Raw genomic sequence first — 24,210 nt, forward strand, 5'->3', positions numbered from 1 at the left:
CCCGGCAGCTTCACAGTGGTAGTTTGACGGCGTCGGCCGATGGCCGGCGCGTCGAATCCAGCGAAGTCGGTGTGATCCCGATGCTGTCGCGCAACGGTGATGCCCCGATCGAGGGGACGAGCCCGGTCGCCTGGCCCGGCGCCCCATCGTGGCCTCCGCAGCAGGGGCCGGAGAGGCATGCGATGTCCCGCCGCTTGATAGGGGTCGGCGTTGGTCCGGGCGATCCCGATCTTCTCACCCTCAAAGCCCACCGCATTGTCAGCACTGCGGATGTCGTTCTGGTCCCCGCAACCGAGGCGTCCGGCGACGGACCCGGACGCGCCGAACGTGTGCTCGCCGCCGCCTGCCCGGAGGCCTCCTCGAGGATCGTTCGTGTGCCTTTCAGCATGAGTGACCCGTCCGGCGTGACCGCGCGCCGGGAGGCTGCGTGGCGGACGTCTGCCGCGGTCGCCTGCGACGCCTTCGAGACCGGGGCCGACGTGGTGGCGTTCGCGACCGTGGGCGATCCCAGCGTGTACTCGACGTTCAGCTACCTGGCCGACGCCGTCCTCGAACGGTTCGGCGACGTCGAGGTCGAGGTGGTGCCGGGCATCACGGCGATGCAGGCGCTGGCCGCGGCGTCCCGGACGCCGTTGGTCGAGGGGGATGAGCGTTTGGGTCTCGTCCCGGTCAAGCGCGGCGTCGGCGACCTGGCCGCGCTGGGAGCCGAGGCGGACACGATCGTCGCCTACAAGATCGGCCGGCACTACGCCGAGCTGCGCGAGTACGTCGACATGTTGGGCGAGGACGCCGACGCGATCGTGGGCATCAACGTGGGGACGCCCGAGCAGGTCATCGGCTCCCCCGCCGACTTCGACGAGGTGCCCTACTTCGGGACCATGATCATCACCGGGCGCCGCGCCCAGCGAGGAGGCAGGCTGTGAAGGGAAAGGTCGTCTTCGTCGGGGCCGGTCCAGGCGCCCCCGACCTGATCACGGTGCGCGGCGCGCGCGTCCTCGCCGAGGCCGACATCATCATCTGGGCGTCCTCGCTGGTCAGCCCCGATCTGGTCGCCGGCCACAAGCGCGGTGCCGAGTTGATCGACTCCGCCTCCGCCTCGCTGGAAGACCTCACCCCGCTGTACGAGCGGGCCCGCGACGAGGGCCTGCTGGTGGCTCGGGTGCACACCGGAGACCCGGCCATCTACGGGGCCACCGCCGAGCAACGCGACCAGTGCCGCGCGGTCGGCATCGCGTTCGAGTCGATCCCGGGGGTGTCCGCCTTCTCGGCGGCTGCCGCCGCGGCGGAGGTCGAGTTGACGCTGCCCGAGGTGGCCCAGTCGTTGATCCTCACCCGCCTCGAGGGCGGCCGGACGCCCATGCCGCCGCGCGAGCGCGTCCGGGAATTTGCGCGCCACGGCACCACGATGGCGCTGTACCTGTCGGCCGCGCGCAACCGGGCCCTGCAGGAGGAACTGCTCGCCGGCGGGTACCCGCCCGAAACGCCCGTGATCATCGGGCACAAGGTGAGCTGGCCCGACGAGGTGCTGATTCGGTGTCGTCTGGACGAGCTGTCGGCCACGATGAAGGACCACCACTGGTGGAAGCACACGGTGATCCTGGTCGGCCCTGCCCTGGCCGAGGCCCCCGTGGCGAAGCGCTCGCACCTGTACCACCCCGGTTTCCGGCACGAGTACCGTGCCGCCGACCCGGACGCCGCCGACGACCTGCGCACGAAGGGGGCCCGGGCATGATCACCGTGTTCGGCTACCTGGGCTCCCCCCGCCCTTCGCTGGTGGACGCCCTCGCCACAGCTTCCCTGGTGGTCGGCGGGCTGCGCCATTTGGACGCGCTCGGCGTCCCGGAACCCCGACGCGTGGTCCTGGGTCCCATCACCCCGGCGATCGAGGCACTGTCTGCGTTGCAGGACGGCGAGGACGCCGTGGTCATCGCGTCCGGCGACCCACTGTTCTACGGCGTCGTGCGGCGGATCCGCATGGCAGGACTGCCCGTGCGTGTCGTGCCCGAGGTGGGCTCGCTGCCGGCCGCGTTCGCCGCAGTGGCCCTGCCCTGGGACGACGCCCTGTTCGTGTCCGCCCACGGCAATGACCCGACCCCGGCGCTGTTGGCGTGCGGGGAGCACCCGAAGGTCGGCGTCCTGACCGACCACCGGACGGGACTGCCACAGATCGTCTCTGCGACCACCGGGCTGGGGCGCTGGTACGTGTTGGCCGAGCGGCTGGGCGAGGCCGACGAGCGGGTCCGCGTGCTGAACGAAGCCGAAGCGCTGCGCGTCACCGAGCCGGCCCAGCCACACGTGGTGCTGGTGCTGGCCCACCATCCTGATGACCCCGCGGCCCTCGGCACCCAGTCCGGCCTCGCCGGCGCGGCCCCCGCGGCCACCCGTCCGGCGTCGGCACCGGCCCCGGTGCGCCCCGCTGACCGTGCCGCCCGCGTGCTCGGCCAACTCACCAACTCTCCCGCCGCGCGGGCCCACGCCGACGCCATCGATGCAGCCCTGGGGGCGACTCGGCGCTACGACGGCAAGGCGTCCGAGCACCTCGCCGCCGCGTGGGCCGAGTGCGACCTGATCATCAGCCACCTCGCCCTCGGCGCCACCACCCGGCTGATCGCGCCCCTTCTCGCCGACAAGAAGACCGACCCGGGCGTGGTGGTGGTCGACGAGGCCGCTGCGTTCGTCGTGCCCCTGGTCGGTGGACACGTCGGCGGCGCCAATGAACTGGCCCGCCGAGTAGCGGACATCCTCGGCGCGACCCCGGCGGTCACCACGGCCACCGACGCCACGGGTATCCCGGGACTGGACACACTCGGCTGGGCCACCTCCGGCGATCTCGCCGGCGTCACCCGCGCCCTGCTCGACGGGGCGCCCGTGCAACTTGTCCGCGAACAGCCGTGGCCGCTCCCGCCGCTGCCGACGAACGTCCGCGAGCCGGGGGTCGCGCGCGTTGAGCGCCGAGGTACCCACGAGACCGAGCTCCCCGATCTCGGCGACCCGGCCGCCCGCATCGTGGTCTCGGACGCTGAGGCTCCGCCGCCCGACTCCGCCGCCCACGACCTGCCGACCGTGACCCTCCACCCCAAGAGCCTGGTCGTCGGCATGGGCTGCAACCGCGGCACTCCTGCCACCACGCTCGACGCCCTGCTCAGCCAAACCCTCGCCGAGAGCGGGTGGGCGCGGGCGTCGATCACGGCGCTGACCAGCGTGGACGCCAAGGCCGACGAGCCGGGCCTGATCCAGCTGGCCGCCCAACTCGGGGTGCCGTTCATCACCTACCCCGCAGACGTCCTCGCGGACGTCACCGTCCCCAACCCGAGCGACGCCCCGCAGGCGGCGGTGGGCACGCCGAGCGTGGCGGAGGCGTCCGTGGTCGCGCACGGAGCGGACCTCATCGTCGAGAAGCACAAGAATGGCGAGGCGACCATCGCGATCGGCCGAATCGCCCCCACCGGCACGCTGGCCGTCGTAGGGCTCGGCCCGGGTGCCGACGACCTGTTGACGCCCCGCGCCCGCGACGTCCTGCGCGCATCCGCCGTGGTGGTCGGGTACCGGCCCTATGTTGCGCAGATCCGGCATCTGTTGCGCCCCGGAACCGAGATCATGGCCATCGGCATGGGCACCGAGGAGCACCGCATCGAGTTCGCCATCGCCAAGGCCCGGGAGGGCCGCTCGGTGTCGCTGGTCTGCGGCGGCGACCCGGCGATCTACGCGATGGCCTCACCGCTGCTCGAGAAGGGCACCGGGGGCGTGGACGTCCAGGTGGTGCCGGGCGTGACCGCTGAGTTGGCGGCGTCGGCGATCCTCGGTGCGCCGCTGGGGCACGACCACGTCACGATCTCGCTCAGCGACCTGCACACCGATTGGTACACCATCGAGCGTCGCCTGCAGGCAGCAGCCGACGGCGATTTCGTGGTCGCGCTGTACAACCCGCGCAGTAAGAAGCGGCTGGCGCACCTGCCCCGCGCCCTGGAGATCCTGGGCGCACGGCGTCCACCCACGACACCGGTCGCCGTCGTGCAGGATGCCTCCCGCCCGAACCAGAACCACCGCGTCGCCGCGCTGGCCGACTTCGACCCGGACTGGGTCGACATGCACTCGATCGTGATCGTGGGATCGTCCACGACCAAGCTCGTGCCGACGGGACAAGGGGCGTCCGCGATGGTGACCCCGCGGGACTACCACTGGATGAACCCCGACAAGGAGCCCCTGTGAACAACCCTGCGCTCGTCATCGCGATCCACGGCACCCGCTCCGCCGAGGGCCAGGCCGTCGGCCGCGCCCTCACACAGCGGGTGGCCGCCATGCTGTCCGACGTCGACGTCCGGGACGCCTACGTCGAGCTCGACACCCCCACCATCGCCGATGCGCTGGCGTCCGCGCTCGAGACGCAGCCCGACCGACGCGCCGTCGTCGTGCCGCTGATGCTGGGCCAGGGCGGCCACGTGTTGGAGGACATCCCTGAGGCGGTCGCCGAGGGCCGCGCCCGTGTGGGTTCCGCGACGGTCATCACGACCCCGCACCTGGGCCCGGACTCCCGCCTGCGCGCGGCCGTCATCGAGCGCGTCGCGGCGCAGCTCGGCGACTGGACGCCCGAGCAGGTCGGCGTCGTCTTCCTCGGTCGCGGGTGTTCGGTGACCCGGGCCAACGCCGATCACGCGCGCCTGACCCGGGTTGTCGGGGAGGAGGGCGGTTACGGGTTCACGGTGCCCGCCTACATCCAGGTGGTGCGTCCGTCGCTGATCGACGCGCTGAACCAGCTCAAGGCGGTGGGGTTCCAGCGCATCGTGATCGCGCCGAACTACATGTTCCCCGGCCGGCTGCAGAACTCGGCGGCCAAACAGGCGGCAGACTGGGCGACCAACCACGGGATCGAGGTCCGGCTGGCCGACGTCATCGGCGACTGCGACGCTCTGGCCGAGGTCGTCGTCGACCGCTATCGGACGGGCGCCGCCAAGGCATCGGCCGGGCGGCGGGGACTGCACACATCGTCCGGGGAAGGTTCGCCGATGTACCTGGCCGGGCTCGACCTGCGCGGCCGCCGGGTGCTCATGGCCGGTGCGGGCACGGTCGCCGCACGCCGCGTTCCCGCACTGCTCGCCGCGGGCGCCGATCTGCACGTCGTCGCCCTCGCTGCCTGCCCCGACCTCGAGGCCTGGGCGTCCGGTGGTGCCCTCACGCTTGAGCTGCGTCCGGTGAAAGAGTCCGACGTGGAAGGCGCCCGGTACGCCATCGCCGCCACCGACGATCCGGACGCCAACGCGATGGTCGCCGACGCCTGCGAGGCGCGTGGCATCTTCTGCGTGCGCGCCGACCGGTCCGACGCCGGCACCGCCCGGACGCCGGCCACCGGCACATTCGAGGGCCTCACCGTGGGCGTCATCGGCGACCGCGTGCCCCATCGCTCGAAGCGGGCCCGGGACGCCGCCGTCGCGGCCATCGCGTCCTTGTGAGACTGCCCCACCGGCGACCCGACGCCCCGGTGCGGCCGACTCCGGCCGACTCCGGGCAGCCGGGCGGGGCTTTACAGATTACATCGATGTGATTACTATCCGTAGTGCTGGTTCGCCAAGACACCCACAACATGTAGGGGTTGAGGCGAGGCAAGAGGGAACCCGGTGCGAATCCGGGACTGCCCCGCAGCGGTAAGAGGGAACGAACGGCGACATCAAGCACTGGCCGCACGGCTGGGAAGCGTCGCCCACTAGGCAAGCGCGTCCGCGCCCGCCCTCGAGTCCGAAGACCTGCCAGCGACCGGGCTCGCCCGGTTTCCGACCATCGGTCTCGTGGGAAGACCAGGGCGCTGTGCGCTCCCCTGCCCTCGAGTCCCCTTGCTTCGAGGAGAGAGCATGTCGACCAGCACCATCACCGTCTACAGCAAGCCCGCCTGCGTTCAGTGCACGGCAACCTACCGCGCCATGGACAAGCTCGGCCTCCACTACGAGGTGATCGACCTCGCCGAGGACGAGGCTGCCCTGCTCGACGTGATGGCGATGGGCTACCAGCAGGTTCCGGTCGTGGTCGACGGCGATGACCACTGGGCCGGTTTCCGCCCGGACCGCATCAAGGCTGCGGCGCAGCGCCTCCACGTCGCCTGAGCGCGCGACCTGCCGTGCGCGTCGTCTACTTCTCGTCGGCGTCGGAAAACACCCACCGCTTCGTGCAGAAGCTGCGGGTGGATGCCGCCCGCATCCCGCTGCGCGCCCACGATGAGCCGCTGACGGTCCAGGATCCGTACGTGCTCATCGTGCCGACCTACGGGGGCGGCAACACCGGCGGGGCTGTGCCCAAGCAGGTGATTCGGTTCCTCAACAACCCGGACAACCGGGCCCTCCTGCGCGGGGTGATCTCCGCCGGTAACACCAACTTCGGCGAGGCCTACTGCCTGGCCGGCGACATCGTGGCCCGCAAGTGCCACGTGCCGCACCTCGACCGCTTCGAACTGCTGGGCACGCCCGACGACGTCGAGCGCATCCACGAAAGGCTCTTGCACCCATGACCACCACGCTGCTCACCGACACCGGCGATGAGACCGTCGCCGGCGAACGCGACTACCACGCCCTCAACGCGCTGTTGAACCTCTACGACGCCGACGGCCGCATCCAGTTCGAGGCCGACCGGCAGGCGGCCCGCGAGTACTTCCTGCAGCACGTCAACCAGAACACCGTCTTCTTCCATTCGCTGCGCGAGAAACTCGACTACCTCGTCGAGGAGGGCTACTACGAGCCCGAGGTGCTGGCTGCCTACGACTTCGACTTCGTCAAGGCCCTGTTCAAGCGTGCTTACGCGGTGAAGTTCCGGTTCCCGACGTTCATGGGCGCGTTCAAGTACTACACCTCCTACACGCTCAAGACCTTCGACGGCCGCCGCTACCTCGAGCGGTTCGAGGATCGGGTCTGTCTGGTGGCGCTGACGCTGGCCGCGGGTGACCGTCCGCTCGCCGAGAGCATCGTCGACGAGATCATGGCCGGACGCTTCCAGCCGGCCACCCCGACATTCCTGAACGCCGGCAAGGCATCCCGGGGCGAGCTGGTCTCCTGCTTCCTGCTGCGCATCGAGGACAACATGGAGTCCATCGCTCGGGCGATCAACTCCTCGTTGCAGTTGTCCAAGCGCGGAGGGGGCGTCGCGTTGTCCCTGACGAACATCCGCAATGCGGGCGCGCCGATCAAGAAGATCCAGAACCAGTCGTCCGGAGTGATCCCGGTGATGAAACTGCTGGAGGACTCGTTCTCCTACGCCAACCAGCTCGGCGCCCGCCAGGGTGCAGGCGCGGTGTACCTGCACGCGCATCACCCTGACATCCTGGCCTTCCTCGATACCAAGCGGGAGAACGCCGACGAGAAGATCCGCATCAAGACCCTCAGCCTCGGCGTCGTGATCCCGGACATCACCTTCGAGCTGGCGCGCAACAACGAGGACATGTACTTGTTCAGCCCCTACGACATCGAACGGGTCTACGGCGTCGCATTCAGCGAGATCTCCGTCACCGAGAAGTACCGGGAGATGGTCGAGGACAAGCGGATCACGAAGAAGAAGATCAACGCCCGCAAGTTCTTCCAGACCCTCGCCGAGATCCAGTTCGAGTCCGGCTACCCGTACCTGATGTTCGAGGACACGGTGAACGCCGCCAACCCGATCGACGGTCGCGTGACGATGTCGAACCTGTGCTCGGAGATCCTGCAGGTCTCGACGCCCTCGACCTACACCGAGGACCTGGGCTTCGACGAGGTCGGCAAGGACATCTCCTGCAACCTGGGCTCGCTGAACATCGCCAAGGCGATGGATTCGCCACACTTCGGGCAGACCATCGAGACCGCCGTGCGGGCCCTGACGGCCGTCTCCGACCAGTCCAACATCGCCTGCGCCCCCAGCATCGAGCGCGGTAACGCGATGAGCCACGCCATCGGCCTGGGCCAGATGAACCTGCACGGCTACCTCGCGCGCGAATCCATCCACTACGGATCCGACGAGGGCCTCGACTTCACCAACCTGTACTTCTACACGGTGACGTTCCACGCCGTCGCAGCCTCTTGCCGGATCGCCCGTGAGCGCGGCGAGCGGTTCGACGGATTCGAGCGCAGCGCGTACGCCAGTGGTGAGTACTTCACCAAGTACATCGACGGCGACTGGACGCCGCGGACACCGAAGGTCGCGCGGCTGTTCGCGGACGCCGCCATCCACCTGCCCACGCCCCAGGACTGGCGCGCGCTGGCGTCGGAGGTGGCCGAGCACGGGCTGTACAACCAGAACCTGCAGGCGGTGCCCCCGACCGGATCGATCAGCTACATCAACCACTCCACCAGCTCGATCCACCCCATCGTGGCCAAGGTCGAGATCCGCAAGGAGGGCAAGATCGGCCGCGTCTACTACCCGGCGCCCTTCATGACCAACGACAACCTGGAGTACTACGCCGACGCCTACGAGATCGGCCCGGAGAAGATCATCGACACCTACGCCGAGGCGACCAAGCACGTCGATCAAGGCCTGTCGCTGACGCTGTTCTTCCCCGACACGGCCACCACGCGAGACATCAACAGGGCCCAGATCTACGCCTGGCGCAAGGGCATCAAGACCCTCTACTACATCCGGCTGCGGCAGCTAGCGCTCGCGGGCACCGAGGTGGACGGCTGCGTCAGCTGCATGCTCTGACCCATTGGAAGCGAGAAACAACCATGACCAGGAAACCCACCCTGCTGCGCGGCGTCCAGGCCATCAACTGGAACCGCATCACCGACGACATCGACCAAGACGTCTGGGACCGGCTGACCAGCAACTTCTGGCTGCCCGAGAAGGTGCCCCTGTCCAACGACATCCCCAGCTGGCGCACCCTCAAGCCGTACGAACAACTCATGACCACGCGCGTCTTCACGGGCCTGACCATGCTGGACACGATCCAGGGGACCGTGGGTGCGGTGTCGCTCATCCCCGACGCGCGGACGCCCCACGAGGAGGCCGTCTACACCAACATCGCCTTCATGGAGTCGGTGCACGCCAAGAGCTACAGCTCCATCTTCTCGACGCTGATCCCGACCGCTGAGATCGACGAGGCCTTCCGCTGGAGCGAGGAGAACGAGTACCTGCAGCGCAAGGCGCAGATCATCCTCGACTACTACTACGGCGAGGACCCCGAGAAGCGCAAGGTCGCCTCCACCATGCTGGAGTCGTTCCTGTTCTACTCCGGCTTCTACGCCCCCATGTACTGGTCCAGCCGGGCGAAGCTGACCAACACCGCCGACCTGATCCGCCTCATCATCCGCGACGAGGCCGTCCATGGCTACTACATCGGCTACAAGTACCAGCAGGCACTCAAGGAGGCCGACCAGGCCCGACGCGACGAGTTGAAGGACTACACCTTCGACCTGCTGTTCGAGCTCTACGACAACGAAGAGTCCTACACCGAGGACCTCTACGACCCGATCGGCCTGACCGAGGACGTCAAGATGTTCCTGCGCTACAACGCCAACAAGGCCCTGATGAACCTGGGCTACGAAGGGCTGTTCCCCAAGGACGCCGTGGCGGTTTCGCCGGCCATCCTGGCCGCACTGTCCCCCAACGCGGACGAGAACCACGACTTCTTCTCCGGGTCGGGGTCGTCCTATGTGATGGGCAAGGCCGTCAACACCGAGGACGAGGACTGGGAGTTCTGAGCGATCAACCGCCGCGCGCCGGCTCCCGGTCCCGACGCCGGAGCAGGTAGGTGTCGAACACCCACCCGAGGCGCGCGGCGGCGTCCGCACGCACCCGGATGATCTCCTCGGCCACGTCCCCCAACGGGCCGCTGACCAACAGTTGCTCAGGCGTACCCAGGTACGCACCCCAGTAGATGTCGAGCCCGGCCGGGTCAATGGACGCGAACGCCTGCTTGCCGTCGAGCATCACCACCACGTCGTCCACGCCCTCGGGCATACCGCTCGCCAGCATGCGCGCGGGCGAGATCTGCACGGCCCTGCCCTGCCGGTTCAGCGGAATCCGATGCGCCGCGGCCAGCGCCAACACGCTGCTCACACCGGGGATCACCCGGTAGGTGATCTCCTCGGACGCCGACGCCACCAGGTGTTCCACGATCGCCAGCGTGCTCTCGTACAGGCTCGGGTCGCCCCAGACCAGGAAGCCGCCACTCTGCCCCTCGCCCAGGTGACCAGCGACCGCCTGGCCCCACGACTCCAGTCGATGCGCCCGCCAGGCAGCCACAGCCGCCGGATAGTCGGGCACCGACTGCCACGGCCGGGGCGGGTCGAGCAGTTCGACCATCGTCAGCGGACGGGTCCGGTGCCGCTCGATGATCGAACGCCGCGCCTCGACGAGGTCGTCGTACTCGCGCTCCTTGACGACGACGAACAGGACGTCGATCTCCTGGATCGCGCGGACGGCCGCGAGGGTCACCCACTCCGGATCCCCGGCTCCGACCCCGATCAGCACCAGCTCACGCATCGGTGCGGGCCTCGTTGGTGGTCTCGGCGGTCGAGGCGATGGCGTTCACGGCCGCCACCGCGATCGCAGACCCGCCCCGGCGTCCGAGCACCGTGATGAAGTCGAGGCCGAACGGGTTCTTGGCCAGGGCCGCCTTCGACTCGGCGGCACCCACGAATCCGACCGGGATACCGACCACGGCGGCCGGCTTCAGACCCGTGTCGCGCACCACCTCGAGCAGCCGGAACAACGACGTGGGTGCGTTGCCGATCGCCACCACGGCGCCCTCGAGCCGGGGCTTCCACCATTCGACGGCAGCGGCCGTCTTGGTCGTGCCGAGTTCGTCGGCGAGCTCCGCCAGCCCGGGTGTGCCCAGATGGCAGATGACGTCGTTGTCGCGGGGCAGGCGGGACCGGATGATCCCGGTGGCGACCATCGACGAGTCGCACAGGATCGGCGCGCCCGCCACGAGCGCGGCCCGTGCCGCAGTGACCACGCCGGGTGTCCACGCGATGTCCTCGACCAGGTTCGTCTGCGCCGCAGCGTGGATCATGCGGGCCACCACCTTGGCCACGTCGTCAGGAAAGCGCCCAAGATCGGACTCCTCCCGGATCAGGCGGAACGACTCGGCGTAGATCGCAGCGCCGTCGGTGAGGTAGTCGTAGGAGGGGGCGTCCGGCATGGAGTTCCTTTCGGGTGTGTGGGAGGGTGGGGACACCATTTCATATCGCCCGACGAGCACCGAGGAAGCCGGTTCAAAGCCGGCACGGTCGCGCCACTGTGTCCCGCCTCAGGCGGGGAGTCAGGAACTCGCCTCGTCGGACCAGGATCGAGACGCGCAATCTCGAGAAAGGACGAGTGCACCCATGCACATCGCCGAAGGATTCCTCCCTGTCGCGCACTGCGTGGCCTGGGGGATTGCCTCGGCTCCCTTCGTGATCCACGGCGCCCGCGCCGTCATCCAGGAGTCGACCAAGAACCCCGAATCAAAGCTGCTGCTGGCTGCCGCCGGCGCGTTCACGTTCGTGCTGAGCGCCATCAAGTTGCCCAGCGTCACTGGGAGTTCCTCGCACCCCACCGGTACCGGGGCGGGGGCCATCTTGTTCAAGCCGCCCGTCATGGCCTTCCTCGGCACGGTGGTGCTGCTGTTCCAGGCGTTGCTGCTCGCCCATGGCGGCCTCACGACGCTGGGCGCCAACGTGTTCTCGATGGCGATTGCCGGCCCATGGGCGGCCTACGCGGTGTGGCGCCTCGTGCGTGTTGGCAAGGGCCCGATGGAGCTGGGCGTCTTCCTCGCCATGGCGGTGGCCGACCTGGTCACCTACTGCGTCACCTCGCTGCAGCTCGCCCTGGCCTACCCCGACCCCGACCTCCTCGGGGCGCTGGCCAAGTTCGCGGGCGTGTTCGCGCTCACCCAGATTCCTCTGGCGCTCATGGAGGGGCTGGTCGGCGTGCTGCTGTTCCGGTTCCTGGTCAAGGTGGCCGCGCCTGAGCTGGCGCGCCGCGGACTGATCAACACCGCCCAGAAGGAGGCCGCCCATGCGTAAGGACAACCCATGGGTCACCCCGATCCTGCTCGCCCTGCTCGTCGCCCTGTTCGCGCTCTCGTTCGTGTTGGCGCCCCGCCCCGGCTCGGCTGACGAAGAGGCCTTCGGCGGCACCGACGCGGCCGTCACCGCCCAGTTGGAAGAGGCCGGGCACGAGCCATGGTTCACGCCGATCTTCGAGCCGGGCTCCGGTGAGATCGAGTCGGGCCTGTTCGCACTGCAGGCCGCGCTGGGCGCCGGCGTGTTGGGCTACGCGCTGGGCAATCTGCGCGGCCGCAAGGTCGAGCGTGAGGCGCGCGACAAGGCCCCCGCAGGGTCCTGATGGCCCACATGACGGCCCTCGACGACGCCGCCTGGCAGGGGCCGTGGCGGCGCGTCCGGGTCGGCGAGAAGGTCGTGCTGAGCGTCGCCCTCCTCACCACCGCGCTGGTGGCCCCGCCGTGGCCGGGCTGTGCCCTGGTCGCCATGGCCTGCCTCGTGCTCATCTGCGGACCCGCCCACGTTCCGCCACGGACGTTGAGGCTCGCCATGGCGGCCCCGCTGCCCTTCCTGGTGATCGGCGGCGTCACCGTCGCCGTCGTTCTCGGCGGGACGCCCACAGCCACCGCCCTGTTCACGTGGGGGCCGCTGTGGGCCGACCCGGCGACCGTCACCAAGGGAATCACAGTATTCTCACGCGGGGTCGCGGGCACGCTGTCGATCATGCTGCTGGCCACCACCACGCCCATGGTCGATCTGCTGACGTGGCTGCGGCACCTGCGGGTTCCCGCGGCATTGGTCGAGATCGCCTCACTCACCTACCGCCTGTTGTTCGTGCTGCTCAGCTCGGCCCTTGCCATTCGTGCCGCGCAGACGGCCCGTCTCGGACGCCCCACGCTCGCGACCGCGGCAACCGCCATGGGCGCCCTGCTCGTCCGGTCCTGGACGCGAGCGTCCCGGTTGCAGGCCGGCTTGGAAGGGCGCGGCTACGTCGACGACCTGACCACGCTGGCCGTCGCACGCCGCGCCTCGCCCACGTTCATGGCGACTACGGCGCTCGTCCTCGCCGGGATCTGGCTGGCCGTCGTGGCCGTGAGCGTGCTGTGAAGCTCGTGGCGCGCGATCTCGTCGCCGGCTACCCAGGCCACCAGCCGGTGCTGCGCGGCGCATCAGTGACCCTGCCCAGCGGGGGGCGCATCGCCCTGCTCGGGGCGAACGGCTGCGGGAAAACCACCCTCCTTCGATGCCTGTCGGGCGCGCACCAACCCACCGAGGGCACCATCCATCGGGACGCCACCCCGCTCGACCACGGGCGCCGCGGCCTGCGTGCGCACCGCGAAGCGGTCCAACTCGTGCTGCAGGATCCAGCCGACCAGCTCTTCTCGGCAGATGTGGCCCAAGACGTGAGTTTCGGCCCGCTGAACATGGGGCTGCCCGCCGACGAAGTCGGCGCCCGCGTGGCCGACACGCTGCAACGCCTCGGCATCACCCACCTCGCCGAGCGCGCCACCCACCACCTCAGCTATGGCGAACAGAAGAAGGCGGCCATCGCCGGGGCGGTCGCCATGCGACCCGCCGTGCTGCTGCTCGACGAACCGACCGCCGGACTCGATCCGGTCGGAGTCGCCGACATGCGCGCCATCCTCGACGACCTCCACGCCGACGGCACCACCCTGCTCGTGGCGACCCACGACGTCGACTTCGCCCTGGCCTGGGCCGAGGACGCCGCGGTGATCCACGACGGCGCCGTCACGCAGGGGCCCGTTGACCGGATCCTCGCCGACACCACTCTGGTGGCCCAAGCCCGACTCGAGGCCCCCGGCCCGCTTCAGTTGGCGCGGCTGCTGGGCCTGACCGAACACCCCCGCACGATCGCGGAAGCGGCCGCCCTCATCGCGAACAGGACCATTGGGTGACCGCGCGATACGGCGTCCAACCCAGGAACCGCCCGATGGGCTCGGCCACCTCAACGCCCAGCCGGACCAATTGCCCCCCGTGGGCGCGAAACGCATCGACCAGCAACGCCTCAGTCTCGACGGTGACCGCATGCACGACGAGGCGCCCACCCGGGCGCAGGGCGTCCCAACACGCCTCGAGGACACCCGAGCTGGTGCCACCACCGATGAAAACCGCGTCGGGTCGCGGCAGGTCGACGACCAGAACCGCCGCGTCCCCCACGCGCACCTCGACCTGCCCGGGGGCCAACCGCTCCACATTGGCCCGGGCCCGATCAGCGCGCTCAGGGTTGCGCTCCAGCCCGATCGCCGTCGCACCGGCCGCGGCGCGACACCACTCGATCGCCATCGAGCCCGAGCCGGTGCCGACGTCCCACAACAACTCCCCCGGCCGGGGGCGCAGCAAGGCGAACGCGCTCGCCCGCTGGTGCTGCTTCGTGATCAGCCCGTCATGCTCGTACGCTTCGTCGGGCAACCCCGGTGTGCTTCCCCAGTCGTCCACGAGCCAGACCCTACAAGGAGCCCGATGACCACCTCAGCCCACACCACTCCGGGCAGCGTCACCCTCGTTGGGGGCGGCCCCGGCGACCCCGACTTGCTCACCCTCGCCGGCCTGCGCGCGCTGCAGTCGGCCGACATCATCCTCACCGACCACCTCGCTCCGGATGTGAGCACGCTGGTCAACGGCACCGAGGTCGTCAACGTCGGCAAGACCCCGCACGGCCCAGCGACCCCGCAGGAGGAGATCAACGCCCTGCTCATCGAGCACGCCCGGGCGGGGCGGCACGTCGTACGGCTCAAGGGTGGCGACCCGTTCGTGTTCGGGCGCGGCGGTGAGGAGTTCATCGCGTGCGCGGACGCCGGCGTCGCTGTCGCCGTCGTCCCCGGCGTCACGTCGGCGGTCGCGGCCCCCGAGCTGGCGGGCATCCCGGTCACGCACCGGGGCGTGTCGCAGGGGTTCACGGTGGTGTCGGGGCACGTCGCTCCCGACGACCCGCACTGCCACATCGACTGGGCAGCCCTCGCGCAGAGCGGGACCACGCTGGTGCTCCTGATGGGGGTGCGCCATCTGCCGGCCATCGCGGCGGCGCTGGCCGAGGGTGGCCTCCCCGCAGACACGCCCGCCGCGGTCGTGACCAAGGCAGCCAGCCCCGCCATGCAGGTCGTGCGCGGCACGCTGGCCACGATCGCCGACCTGGCGGTCAGCAACAGCGTGCGGCCCCCGTCCGTCACCGTCATCGGGGACGTGGCCGGGCTGGACCTGCGGTGAGCGCCGCGCTGGCCCACCGGATGGCGGCGTCGGTGTCGGTGAGCCTCGGGATGCCGTCAGGGTCGGCCGGGCGCGTGATCATCACGACCTGCACCCCCAGCGTCGCCGCCGCATCGAGCTTGGCGGCGGTGCCGGCTCCGCCGGAATCCTTGGTCACGAGCACGCGCACGCCTCGGTCGGCCATGAGGGCGTGCTCGGCAGCCGCGTCGAACGGCCCCCGGGCGACCACCAGTTCCCAACCGTTGGGGGTGACCCAGCCGGCGGTCGGCTCTGTGACCCGGGCGACCACGTCGTGCAGCTCCCGGTACGCCGCCAGCTCCTGGCGTCCGACCGTGAGCAGGACCCGACCCTTCCCGGCCGCCCCACGGACGGCCGCCGCATGGTCGGGCACGCACAGCCACGACGCGGCGTCGGGGCGCTCCAGCCACGACGGCCGCACCCACCGCGCCACCGGAACCCCGGCGCGGGTGCAGGCCTCGACGGCGTTGACCGTCATCCGCTGCGCGAACGGGTGCGTGGCGTCCACGACCGCGCCGACGTCGTGCTCGCGCAGCCAGGCGGCCAGCCCGTCGGCGCCGCCGAACCCACCGACGCGCACGCCCTCGTGCACAGCCCGGCCCCGAGCCGCCGCCGTCCGGCCCGCCACCGACTCCACCACCTCCAGCCCGGACGCCCGCAGCGCCTGCGCCGCCGCCTGCCCGTCGCCGGTGCCGGCGAGCACGAGAACCCTCATGGTCCCCGACCCTAACCGCCCGCGCGGTGCCCGATGAGCCGCGCCCTCGGCCTGGTGCTCGGCGTCGCCGCCGACGCGGTCCTCGGCGACCCACGGCGCGGCCATCCCGTCGCCGCCTTCGGGTCGTGGGCAGCGACGGTTGAGCGGGAACTGTACGCCGACTCACGCTCACGCGGCGCCGCCTTCACCGCGGTCGCGGTCGCACCCGTCCTGGCGTGCGGTGTCGCCGCCGAACGGCTGACCCGCCGCCACCCGGTCGCGCACACCCTGGCCACCGCCGTTGTCACCTGGGCGTGCCTCGGGGCCCGGTCGCTCGCCCGCGAGGGTCACGCCATGGCAGACCGGCTCGCCACCGGCGACCTGGGCGCTGCCCGCGCCCAACTCCCGAACCTGTGCGGGCGCTCCCCCGACGGCCTGTCCACCGATGACCTGGGCCGGGCCACCGTCGAGTCCCTGGCCGAGAACACCAACGACGCCGTCGTCGCCACCCTGTGCTGGGCGGCGGTGGCGGGCATGCCAGGCATGGCCGCCCATCGGGCCGTCAACACCCTGGATGCCATGGTCGGCCACCGCAACGACCGCTACGCCCACTTCGGCACCGCCTCGGCTCACCTGGACGACCTGCTCGGCTGGGCGTCCGCCCGGCTCACCGGCGCGCTCGCCTGCGCCGTCGCCCCGCTGGCCGGCGGCATCCCCCTCCGGGCCGCCACCACCATGCTGCGCGACGCCGCCGACCACCCCAGCCCCAACGGTGGCTGGTGCGAGGCGGCGTGGGCCGGGGCGTTGGGCGTCCGGCTCGGCGGCGCCAACACCTATGGTGACCGCGTCGAGGTCCGCGGTACGTTGGGCAACCCCGACTGGCCCCACCCGAGCGCCGGGGACGTCCGTCAGGCGGCCCGCCTGGTCACCGCCGTCACGGCTGCGGCCACGGCCCTGGCGGCCACCACCGCCGCCCTCGTCACCAGGAGGACCCGATGACCGGCCTGCTCATCGCCGGCACCAGCTCGGACGCCGGCAAGTCGCTCGTCGTCACCGGCCTGTGCCGTGCCTTCGCCCGCCGCGGCCTGACGGTCACGCCGTTCAAGGCGCAGAACATGTCGAACAACTCCGCGATCTGCGCCGACGGCGGCGAGATCGGCCGCGCCCAGTGCCTGCAGGCGCAGGCGGCGGGCGTCGAGCCGTCCACCCTGCTCAACCCGGTGTTGCTCAAGCCCGGCAGCGACCGGCGCGCCCACGTCGTGCTGCGGGGCCGGGACGCCGGCGTCCTCGAGGCCGGTGAGTACGCCACCGGCCGGGCCCACCTGGCCGAGTCCGCCTACGCCGCCTACGCCGAGCTCGCCGGCAAACACGACCTGGTCGTGGTCGAGGGGGCCGGGTCGCCAGCCGAGATCAACCTGCGCGAACGCGACTACGTCAACATGGGGTTGGCCAGGCGTTTCGACCTCCCGGTGGTCATCGTTGGCGACATCGACCGCGGTGGCGTCCTCGCCAGCCTGTACGGCACCTGGGCGCTGCTCGAGCCCGCCGACCAGCGCCTGTTGTCCGGATACGTGATCAACAAGTTCCGTGGCGACCAGACGGTGCTGGACCCCGGCCTGGCCGAGATCACCCGCCGCACCGGCCTGCCGTGTTTCGGTGTGCTGCCCTGGCTCGACGGCGTCTGGCTCGACGGCGAGGACGCCCTCGACATCGCCCGCTGGTCCGCAGGGGCCCGGCACCGCGAGGGCCACGAGCTGCGGGTGGCGGTGCTCCGCCTGCCCCGGATCTCCAACTCCACCGACGTCGAGGCGCTGGCCGCGACGCCGGGGGTGCGCGTCGACGTGACCACCGACCCGGCCGTGGCGGCAGCGTCCGACCTGCTGGTCGTGCCGGGCACGCGCGCGACGCTGAACGACCTCGCCTGGCTGCGCGACCGTGGCCTCGACCAAGTGGTGAAGAAGCGGCATGCGTCCGGACGCCCCACGCTCGGCATCTGCGGCGGCTTCGAGATGCTCGCCAGGACGATCACCGACGACATCGAGTCCGGTGCAGGCCACGTCGCCGGGCTGGGCGTGCTGCCGGTCGAGTTCGTCTTCGGTGAGCGCACCACGCGGCGGTCCTCCTACAGGTGGCGGAACCTCGAGGTGTCCGGCTACGAGATCCACCACGGCCAGGTGACGGCGCGGAGCGGGGAACCATTCCTGGACGGCGTCCGCGACGACGCGACGTTCGGCACCATGCTGCACGGGGCATTCGAGGACGACGCATTCCGTGTGGCCTTCCTGACCCACGTCACCGAACTGGCCGGCAGCGACTGGCGACCGACCCCCGGGCCGGGGTACGCGGCAGCCCGTGAAACCATGATCGACACGCTGGCGGATGCCGTCGAGACCCACCTCGACCTCGACGCCCTGCTGGCGTTGAGGAGTTGAGATGGCACCGTCCCACGGCGAAACCACGCGCGCACGGCGCACCAAGCCCCCGCTGATCGTCCACGCCGGCTGCGGCGCGCGGGGGCAGGCGGGCATCGCATGGTGACCGCACTGCCTCGGTTCGCCCTGGCCGCGCCCACCTCGGGGGCCGGCAAGACGACCGTGGCGTTCGGGCTGATGGCCGCACTGCGGGCCCGCGGGCTCGACGTCGCCCCGTTCAAGGTGGGCCCCGACTACATCGACCCCGGCTACCACGCGCTGGCCACCGGACGCCCCGGCCGCAACCTCGACCCCTGGCTCTGCGGGGCCGACCTGATCTCCCCCCTCCTGCTGCACGGCTCAGCCGGAGCCCACGTGGCCGTGATCGAGGGCGTGATGGGGCTCTACGACGGCAAGCTCGGCGAGGTCGACGGACGCCGGGGCTTCGGCTCCACCGCCCACGTCGCCCAGCTCACCGACACGCCGGTCGTGCTCGTCGTGGACGCCGCCCACTCCTCCCGCACCGCCGCCGCCGTCGCACACGGACTGGCCGTGCACCCCGACGCGCCGCGCGTCGCCGGCGTGATCCTGAACCGGGTGGGCTCGCCGCGCGCGCTGGCCGAGGTCGCCGACGCGTTGGGGCAGGTGAGCCTGCCGCTCCTGGGCTCAATACCGCGCAGCACCGCTCTCGTCGTGCCCTCGAGGCACCTGGGATTGGTACCCGCCGCCGAGCGGGCCGCCGCACAGGCGGTGGTCGATTCGGCGGCCGCGCTCGTGGCCGACCACGTCGACCTCGACGCGTTGCTGGACCTGGCCCGCACGGTTGCACCCCTCGACACCGAGCCCTGGTCGCCGGTCAGGGCACTGGCCGTGGACGCCCCCACCAGGTCGCAGCAGCGCCCACGGATCGCCATCGCGGCTGGACGGGCGTTCACGTTCCGCTACGCCGAGACCACCGAGCTGCTGGAGGCAGCCGGATGCGACGTGGTCGAGTTCGACCCCCTCACCGACCCCAACCTGCCCGACCGAACTGCCGGGCTGTACCTGGGTGGCGGCTTCCCCGAAGTGTTCGCCAGCGAACTCGCCGCCAACACCACGCTCCTCACCCACGTGAGAGCGGCCGTGGAGGCGGGGCTTCCCACCTACGCCGAGTGCGCCGGGCTGCTCTACCTGTGTCGGAGCCTCGACGGCGCCCCGATGGCCGGCGTCCTGCCGCTCACCGCTCGCATGTCGGAGCGGCTCACGCTGGGGTACCAGCAGTCCACTGTCCCCCACGACGGACTGACCGTGCGGACCGGCGAGACGTATCGCTTCCACGAGTTCCACCGCACCACGGTCGAACCGACCGACAGACACCCCCACCTCAGCAGGGGCGTCCAGGCCAGCTACCACCACGTCCACTGGGCCGGGCACCCCGAGCAGGCCCGGCGCTTCGCCGAAGCCGCCACGCACTTCCACCGGGCGCACCCATGAACCTCCGCCACCACGGGGACTCCGACACCGCCCCCGGCCTCATCGACCTGGCCGTCAACGTCCGAAGCCCGGCCCCCGCCTGGCTGCTGCACGCACTGACCCACGACCCCGCCCGCTGGGCCAGCTACCCCGACCCCCGAGACGCCATGGCGGCACTCGCGAACCGCCACGGCGTCCCACCCCATTACGTCCTACCCGTCGCCGGCGCGGCGGCGGCGTTCACCCTGGTCGCCGAATCCCTCCGACCGACGCAACCCGTCGTGGTCCACCCCCAGTTCACCGAACCCGAGTCTGCGCTGACCGACGCCGGCCTCCCTGTGACCAGGCACGTGCTGTCCGCACCCGAGTTCCTGCTCGACCCCGACAAGGTCCCCCACGGCGACCTCGTCGTGATCGGCAATCCCACCAACCCCACAGGCACCCTCCACCCCGCCGCGGGCATCCGGTCCCTCCGCCGACCGGACCGGATCGTGGTCGTCGACGAGGCCTTCATGGACTTCGTCCCCGGAGAGCAAGAGTCGGTTCTCAACGGCGACGACCTGACCGGGATGCTGGTCGTTCGGTCCCTCACCAAGATGTGGGGAATCCCCGGAATCAGGGCCGGATACGTGGTGGGAGACCCCCGCCTCGTCGAAGTGCTGGCGCACCGCCAGCGCCCTTGGGCCACTTCCACCCCAGCCCTCGACGCCCTCGTGGTCTGCAACACGCCCGAAGCCCTCGCTGAGGCCGGGGCTGCGGCCCGTCAGACCGACAACGACCGCGCTTTGCTGTGCTCAGCACTGGCCAACGTGGGGTTCCCTGTCGCCGGCACCCCCCGGACGCCGTTCGTCCTCGTCCCCAGCACCAGACTGGGGCGGGAATCCATCCGACCACGGCTCGCCAGGCACGGGTTCGCTGTCCGTCGCGGGGAGACGTTCCCCGGACTCGGCCCCGACTGGTTCAGGGCCGCCGTCCGCGACGAGGCCACGTCAACAGCCTTGGCCGAAGCCCTCGCAGCCATCGCACAGGCCGCCGGCAGCCACCCGTCCACGTCTGGCTGAGGTGCCGTCACGATGACACTGATTGGCGCCAATCAAGGCGCTGACCACGTATGACAGCGCCCCCGGCCCGACTCGAACGGGCAACCATCGGACTAGAACAGACCCTTGTCTCAAGCTACCCCGCGAACCCTTGAAACCCCTTGTCGCCACGCTCAAGAGTGCGGATGCGCGCGGTGTACCGGCTCCTCGGGCTGGTCCGCCGCTACGGCAACGCGCCGGTCGACACGGCGTGCTCCCGCGCGCTGGACCTCGACGTGGTGTCGGTCACCAAGATCGCCTCCATGCTCGAGCGGGCCACCGAGGACACCTTGCCGCTGCTGCCGACCGGCACCATCCCGGGTGGCCGGTTCGCCGGCCAACCCGCCGAGTTCCTTGATGCGATCGGACCTGAGCTCACGGGGCAACGCGATGGAGAGCACCGCTGGGACATCGCTGTTGATGTACTGCCCGGGGCGCCACAGGTAGGCAAAGCCGCGGCGCCGGAAGGCGACCTGGCTCTTGGTGGCTTTCATTGTCGTTTCGCTGAGTGTGCTCACTGCCTCTTGAACTGCGTGAAGGATCGCAGCACCCTCGGGGAAACCTTGAAACAGTTCCGCGGCGGCGGCGTAGTCGTCCATCGGCCGAGGGTAGATCCACCAGATCCGAGAGGGCCAGTCAGACCCCTGATGTGTGGGGACGACGGGGACGCCAGAGGGGCGGCTGAACGCTACCGGGCGGCCAGGACCTCCTGCGGCCGGGCCAGGTCCTCGAGGGCCGGGACGCCGATGGGCTCCCGCGTCTGGAGGGGCACGACCGCGACCCTGGGGGCGATGGCGCGCACTCGGTTGAGGTGTTCGGCCTCGTTGTTGGCTCGACGGACGAGCAACGGCGAGGTGGGAGCGGCGGCGCTGAGCGAGTTGTTGACGACCCATGCCCAGGGGTGGATGTGGGCGCGCTCGAGGTCCTCGACGAGTTCTTCGGCCTCCAGGATGGGGGTGGTCTCGGGCAGGGTGACGATGATGATCCTGGTGTGCCCGGGATCCTGGAGGCGCATCAGGGGCGTGGTGTTCCGCGCCCGTTGGCTCTCGTCGAGGTGGCGCATGATGTCGCGGTGGTAGGAGCCGGTGGCGTCCATGAGGAGCAGCGTGTGGCCGGTGGGTGCGGTGTCCATGACGACGAACTGCGTCCGGGCCTGGTTCACGGCCCGGCTGAACTGCTGGAAGACGGCGACCTCCTCGGTGCAGGGGCTCATCAGGTCCTCCAGCAGGGCGGCTCGGCCGGCGTCGTCGAGGTTCTTGCCCTTGGTGGCCATCACGCGGTCCCGGTAGGCCTGCGTGGCCTGTTCTGGGTCGATGGCGTCGACGGTGAGGTTGGCCACGCCGGCCTCGAGGGTGGCGCTCAGGTGGGCGGCGGGGTCGGTGGTCGTGAGGTGGACGCGGTGGCCCCGTTCGGCGAGTGCCACCGCGATGGCGGCCGCGATGGTGGTCTTGCCGACGCCGCCCTTTCCCATCGTCATCACCAGCCCGTGGCCTTGGGCCTCGAGGTCGTCGATCAGCGAGGACAGCCCTGCCGGAGCGTCCCCACCGACCAACGCTGCCTCCGGCGCCTCGCCGGGGGGGAGGTCGTCCGAGAACAGGTGCTCGAGGGCGGGCAGGCCGACCATGTTGGTCGGTTTGAGGGCGATCTCATCCGTGGCCATCCCGGTCAGGGTGGCGGGCAGGTTCGCGAGAACCTGTTGCTCGCGGTCGCGGATCGCTTGGTGGAGGGAGTCTCCCGCGCGGCTGGGGGGCAGGACGCCGTTGAGGACGAGGTGGGTCGGGCGGATGCCGAGCGCGGAGAGCTCGTCGTGGGTGCGGGCGACCTCGCTGAGGGTGCTGGTCTGGGCGCGGGCGACCAGCACCAACCGGGTCGTGCCTGGATCGGTCAGGGCCTGCACGGCCGCGCGATACGTGGCACGGTTCTTCTCCAGCCCGCTCATCGGGCCCAGGCACGAGGCGTCGCCCTTGCCCTGGTCGAGGAAGCTCGTCCAGCTGCCGGGCAGTTGCAGCAGCCGGATGGTGTGCCCCGTGGGGGCCGTGTCGAAGATGACGTGGTCGAAGCCCGCGGTCTCGGTGGGGTCGGCGAGCAGCATGGTGAACTCGTTGAACGAGGCGATCTCGGTGGTGCAGGAGCCGGACAGCTGTTCGGTGATGGCCGCGATCTCGCCGGGGGGCAGCAGCGCACGCACGGGCGCCAGGATCTTCTCCCGGTAGTCGGCGGCTGCCTGGGCGGGGTCGATCTCGATGGCGGACAGGCCGGGGACCTGCGTGATGGCGGTGACCCGGTTGCCGATCGCTGTGCCGAAGACCTGCCCCACGTTGCTCGCGGGGTCGGTGCTGACCAGCAGCACGCGCTTCCCGCGCCGGGCCAGCACCACCGCGGTGGCGCACGCGATGCTGGTCTTGCCCACGCCCCCCTTGCCGGTGAAGAACAGGTGGCGGGGCGGGTTGTCGAGGAAGCGCATGGCCGGGTCTCCTTCTGGCTCGGTGGGGAATCAGCAGCAGCCGGTGGAGCCGCCACAACCACCGGCGGTGGCCAGGGGCAATTCGATGCGCAGCGCCGGTGTGACGCCCGCCCACTGCTGCAGCTCCTCGCGCGTGGGGTAGCGGCCGGTGAGCACCGTGACGTCGTCCACCACGGTCAGGGGCAGGCCGGCGGAGCCGACGGTCTGGACGAAGGCCACCGCGATGGGGTTCGCCGCGAAGGCGCCAGGATCGGTGGCCAGGTTGGCCCGGGCGACGTCGACGCCCTCGCCCTTCACGGCGTTCAGGTCCGCGGTGAACCGGACCAGGCTCTCGTCGACGTCGGTGCCACACACACCGGTGTTGCAGCACAGTGCGGGTTCGAAGACGCGGATGACGGCCATGGCCCCTCCCAGTGACTAATTGACGCTCATCGATATAGCCCTAGGGTAGCCCATATCGACGTGCGCCAATGCGATCCCGGAGAAGTCGGCGTCGGTCAGCAGCAGCGAGGGCCCTCGGTGGATTCGCCGAGGAAGTCCCGCGCGACATCGAGGACGTTCCTCACCACGGTGTAGTGGGCCCAGCGCCCACGCTGCTCGCGCGTGACCAGCCCGGCCTCGGCCAGCTTCTTCAAGTGGTGGGAGAGGGTGGGCTGGCTGATGCCCAGGGCGTCCGGGAGGTGGCAGGCGCAGGCCGTGCCGTCCGGAGAGGCGGCCAGGTGTGCCAAGAGCCGCACCCGGGTCGGGTCGGCCAGCGCCTTGAACGTGTCGGCGAGGCAGCCGGCGCGCTCGGCGGGCATCACGTCGGGGGCCGCCGTGGCACACGTCTCGGCCTCGATGACGAGATTGCTGAGGTCCAGTGCCGCGCGTGCCATCCGGCCAGTGTAGCCGCCATATTGACAGGTGTCGATGCTATCAGGAAGGATGCGGATCG

General features: G+C 70.6%; 23 protein-coding genes, 1 pseudogene and 2 riboswitches. Of the genes and pseudogenes, 16 read left to right on the forward strand and 8 right to left on the reverse strand.

The annotated features are described in order from the left end of the window. Nucleotides 1-182 precede the first annotated feature (182 nt). From cobI to nrdF, 8 genes are all read left to right on the forward strand, one after another. A complete protein-coding gene (gene cobI, locus J4N02_RS10820; protein WP_188332754.1) occupies nucleotides 183-923 on the forward strand; it encodes a precorrin-2 C(20)-methyltransferase in 741 nt (246 codons plus the stop codon). Further along, nucleotides 920-1,732 carry a precorrin-4 C(11)-methyltransferase gene (cobM, locus tag J4N02_RS10825; protein ID WP_182818271.1) on the forward strand — a complete coding sequence of 271 codons (813 nt, stop codon included), beginning with the start codon at nucleotides 920-922 and terminating at the stop codon, nucleotides 1,730-1,732. Before cobI ends, cobM begins: the two co-directional genes overlap by 4 nt. Further along, entirely contained in the window at nucleotides 1,729-4,209 is a 2,481-nt protein-coding gene (gene cobJ / locus J4N02_RS10830) for a precorrin-3B C(17)-methyltransferase (RefSeq protein ID WP_188332753.1), read from the forward strand. Before cobM ends, cobJ begins: the two co-directional genes overlap by 4 nt. Next, nucleotides 4,206-5,447, forward strand: a complete 1,242-nt coding sequence (locus J4N02_RS10835; protein ID WP_243760783.1) for a CbiX/SirB N-terminal domain-containing protein — start codon at nucleotides 4,206-4,208, stop codon at nucleotides 5,445-5,447. The genes cobJ and J4N02_RS10835 overlap by 4 nt, the downstream gene beginning before the upstream one ends. Before the next feature lie 91 nt (nucleotides 5,448-5,538). Continuing rightward, nucleotides 5,539-5,761: riboswitch (cobalamin riboswitch) on the forward strand. Between the two features lie 82 nt (nucleotides 5,762-5,843). Further along, complete coding sequence (nrdH, locus tag J4N02_RS10840; RefSeq protein ID WP_188332752.1) at nucleotides 5,844-6,092, forward strand: glutaredoxin-like protein NrdH; 249 nt, start codon at nucleotides 5,844-5,846, stop codon at nucleotides 6,090-6,092. 14 nt (nucleotides 6,093-6,106) lie between these two features. Next, complete coding sequence (nrdI, locus tag J4N02_RS10845) at nucleotides 6,107-6,493, forward strand: class Ib ribonucleoside-diphosphate reductase assembly flavoprotein NrdI (RefSeq protein ID WP_206662372.1); 387 nt, start codon at nucleotides 6,107-6,109, stop codon at nucleotides 6,491-6,493. After that, on the forward strand, nucleotides 6,490-8,646 hold the full coding sequence (nrdE, locus tag J4N02_RS10850; protein ID WP_188332751.1) for a class 1b ribonucleoside-diphosphate reductase subunit alpha: 2,157 nt from the start codon (nucleotides 6,490-6,492) through the stop codon (nucleotides 8,644-8,646). The genes nrdI and nrdE overlap by 4 nt, the downstream gene beginning before the upstream one ends. A gap of 23 nt (nucleotides 8,647-8,669) precedes the next feature. Next, on the forward strand, nucleotides 8,670-9,644 hold the full coding sequence (gene nrdF / locus J4N02_RS10855) for a class 1b ribonucleoside-diphosphate reductase subunit beta (protein WP_188332750.1): 975 nt from the start codon (nucleotides 8,670-8,672) through the stop codon (nucleotides 9,642-9,644). 4 nt (nucleotides 9,645-9,648) lie between these two features. On the opposite strand, the gene cobF is transcribed toward nrdF, so the two are convergent. Both cobF and J4N02_RS10865 read right to left on the reverse strand, forming a co-directional pair. Then, complete coding sequence (gene cobF, locus J4N02_RS10860) at nucleotides 9,649-10,428, reverse strand: precorrin-6A synthase (deacetylating) (protein ID WP_188332749.1); 780 nt, start codon at nucleotides 10,426-10,428, stop codon at nucleotides 9,649-9,651. Then, a complete protein-coding gene (locus tag J4N02_RS10865) occupies nucleotides 10,421-11,089 on the reverse strand; it encodes a precorrin-8X methylmutase (protein WP_223202161.1) in 669 nt (222 codons plus the stop codon). The genes cobF and J4N02_RS10865 overlap by 8 nt, the downstream gene beginning before the upstream one ends. Nucleotides 11,090-11,123: 34 nt before the next feature. Continuing rightward, a riboswitch (adenosylcobalamin (AdoCbl) riboswitch) is annotated at nucleotides 11,124-11,259 on the forward strand. A 14-nt stretch (nucleotides 11,260-11,273) separates the two neighbouring features. Between J4N02_RS10865 and J4N02_RS10870 the strand changes: the two genes are divergently transcribed. From J4N02_RS10870 to J4N02_RS10885, 4 genes are read left to right on the forward strand one after another with little or no spacing between them, the layout of a single operon-like run. Beyond that, a complete protein-coding gene (locus J4N02_RS10870) occupies nucleotides 11,274-11,954 on the forward strand; it encodes an energy-coupling factor ABC transporter permease (RefSeq protein WP_188332747.1) in 681 nt (226 codons plus the stop codon). After that, the gene (locus tag J4N02_RS10875) at nucleotides 11,947-12,276 is read left to right on the forward strand and encodes an energy-coupling factor ABC transporter substrate-binding protein (RefSeq protein WP_188332746.1); all 330 of its coding nucleotides are present in this window, start codon (nucleotides 11,947-11,949) and stop codon (nucleotides 12,274-12,276) included. Before J4N02_RS10870 ends, J4N02_RS10875 begins: the two co-directional genes overlap by 8 nt. Next, a complete protein-coding gene (cbiQ, locus tag J4N02_RS10880; RefSeq protein ID WP_208090938.1) occupies nucleotides 12,276-13,040 on the forward strand; it encodes a cobalt ECF transporter T component CbiQ in 765 nt (254 codons plus the stop codon). The genes J4N02_RS10875 and cbiQ overlap by 1 nt, the downstream gene beginning before the upstream one ends. Further along, nucleotides 13,037-13,849, forward strand: a complete 813-nt coding sequence (locus tag J4N02_RS10885; RefSeq protein ID WP_188332745.1) for an energy-coupling factor ABC transporter ATP-binding protein — start codon at nucleotides 13,037-13,039, stop codon at nucleotides 13,847-13,849. The genes cbiQ and J4N02_RS10885 overlap by 4 nt, the downstream gene beginning before the upstream one ends. Here the strand turns inward: J4N02_RS10885 and cbiT are convergent. Beyond that, on the reverse strand, nucleotides 13,824-14,390 hold the full coding sequence (gene cbiT, locus J4N02_RS10890; protein ID WP_188332744.1) for a precorrin-6Y C5,15-methyltransferase (decarboxylating) subunit CbiT: 567 nt from the start codon (nucleotides 14,388-14,390) through the stop codon (nucleotides 13,824-13,826). The genes J4N02_RS10885 and cbiT overlap by 26 nt on opposite strands. 24 nt (nucleotides 14,391-14,414) lie before the next feature. On the opposite strand from cbiT, the gene cobA reads away from it, so the two are divergent. Next, entirely contained in the window at nucleotides 14,415-15,158 is a 744-nt protein-coding gene (gene cobA, locus J4N02_RS10895; protein WP_188332743.1) for a uroporphyrinogen-III C-methyltransferase, read from the forward strand. Here the strand turns inward: cobA and J4N02_RS10900 are convergent. Next, entirely contained in the window at nucleotides 15,124-15,891 is a 768-nt protein-coding gene (locus J4N02_RS10900; protein WP_188332742.1) for a cobalt-precorrin-6A reductase, read from the reverse strand. The genes cobA and J4N02_RS10900 overlap by 35 nt on opposite strands. A 33-nt stretch (nucleotides 15,892-15,924) precedes the next feature. Between J4N02_RS10900 and J4N02_RS10905 the strand changes: the two genes are divergently transcribed. From J4N02_RS10905 to J4N02_RS10915, 3 genes and pseudogenes are all read left to right on the forward strand, one after another. Next, a complete protein-coding gene (locus J4N02_RS10905; protein WP_188332741.1) occupies nucleotides 15,925-16,869 on the forward strand; it encodes a cobalamin biosynthesis protein in 945 nt (314 codons plus the stop codon). Then, a complete protein-coding gene (locus tag J4N02_RS10910) occupies nucleotides 16,866-18,302 on the forward strand; it encodes a cobyric acid synthase (protein ID WP_188332740.1) in 1,437 nt (478 codons plus the stop codon). Before J4N02_RS10905 ends, J4N02_RS10910 begins: the two co-directional genes overlap by 4 nt. A 99-nt stretch (nucleotides 18,303-18,401) precedes the next feature. Then, a pseudogene (locus J4N02_RS10915) lies at nucleotides 18,402-20,794 on the forward strand (cobyrinate a,c-diamide synthase). Between the two features lie 152 nt (nucleotides 20,795-20,946). On the opposite strand, the gene J4N02_RS10920 reads toward J4N02_RS10915, so the two are convergent. The 4 genes from J4N02_RS10920 to J4N02_RS10935 all read right to left on the reverse strand — a co-directional run bounded on the left by J4N02_RS10920 (nucleotide 20,947) and on the right by J4N02_RS10935 (nucleotide 24,151). After that, a complete protein-coding gene (locus J4N02_RS10920) occupies nucleotides 20,947-21,411 on the reverse strand; it encodes a hypothetical protein (RefSeq protein ID WP_188332739.1) in 465 nt (154 codons plus the stop codon). A gap of 89 nt (nucleotides 21,412-21,500) precedes the next feature. Then, nucleotides 21,501-23,276, reverse strand: a complete 1,776-nt coding sequence (gene arsA, locus J4N02_RS10925; RefSeq protein WP_188332738.1) for an arsenical pump-driving ATPase — start codon at nucleotides 23,274-23,276, stop codon at nucleotides 21,501-21,503. A 30-nt stretch (nucleotides 23,277-23,306) separates the two neighbouring features. Beyond that, entirely contained in the window at nucleotides 23,307-23,678 is a 372-nt protein-coding gene (gene arsD, locus J4N02_RS10930) for an arsenite efflux transporter metallochaperone ArsD (RefSeq protein WP_188332737.1), read from the reverse strand. A 95-nt stretch (nucleotides 23,679-23,773) separates the two neighbouring features. Further along, a complete protein-coding gene (locus J4N02_RS10935; protein WP_182818251.1) occupies nucleotides 23,774-24,151 on the reverse strand; it encodes a helix-turn-helix transcriptional regulator in 378 nt (125 codons plus the stop codon). Nucleotides 24,152-24,210 lie beyond the last annotated feature (59 nt).

This window comes from Propioniciclava sp. MC1595, from assembly GCF_017569205.1.
Lineage (GTDB): Bacteria > Actinomycetota > Actinomycetes > Propionibacteriales > Propionibacteriaceae > Propioniciclava.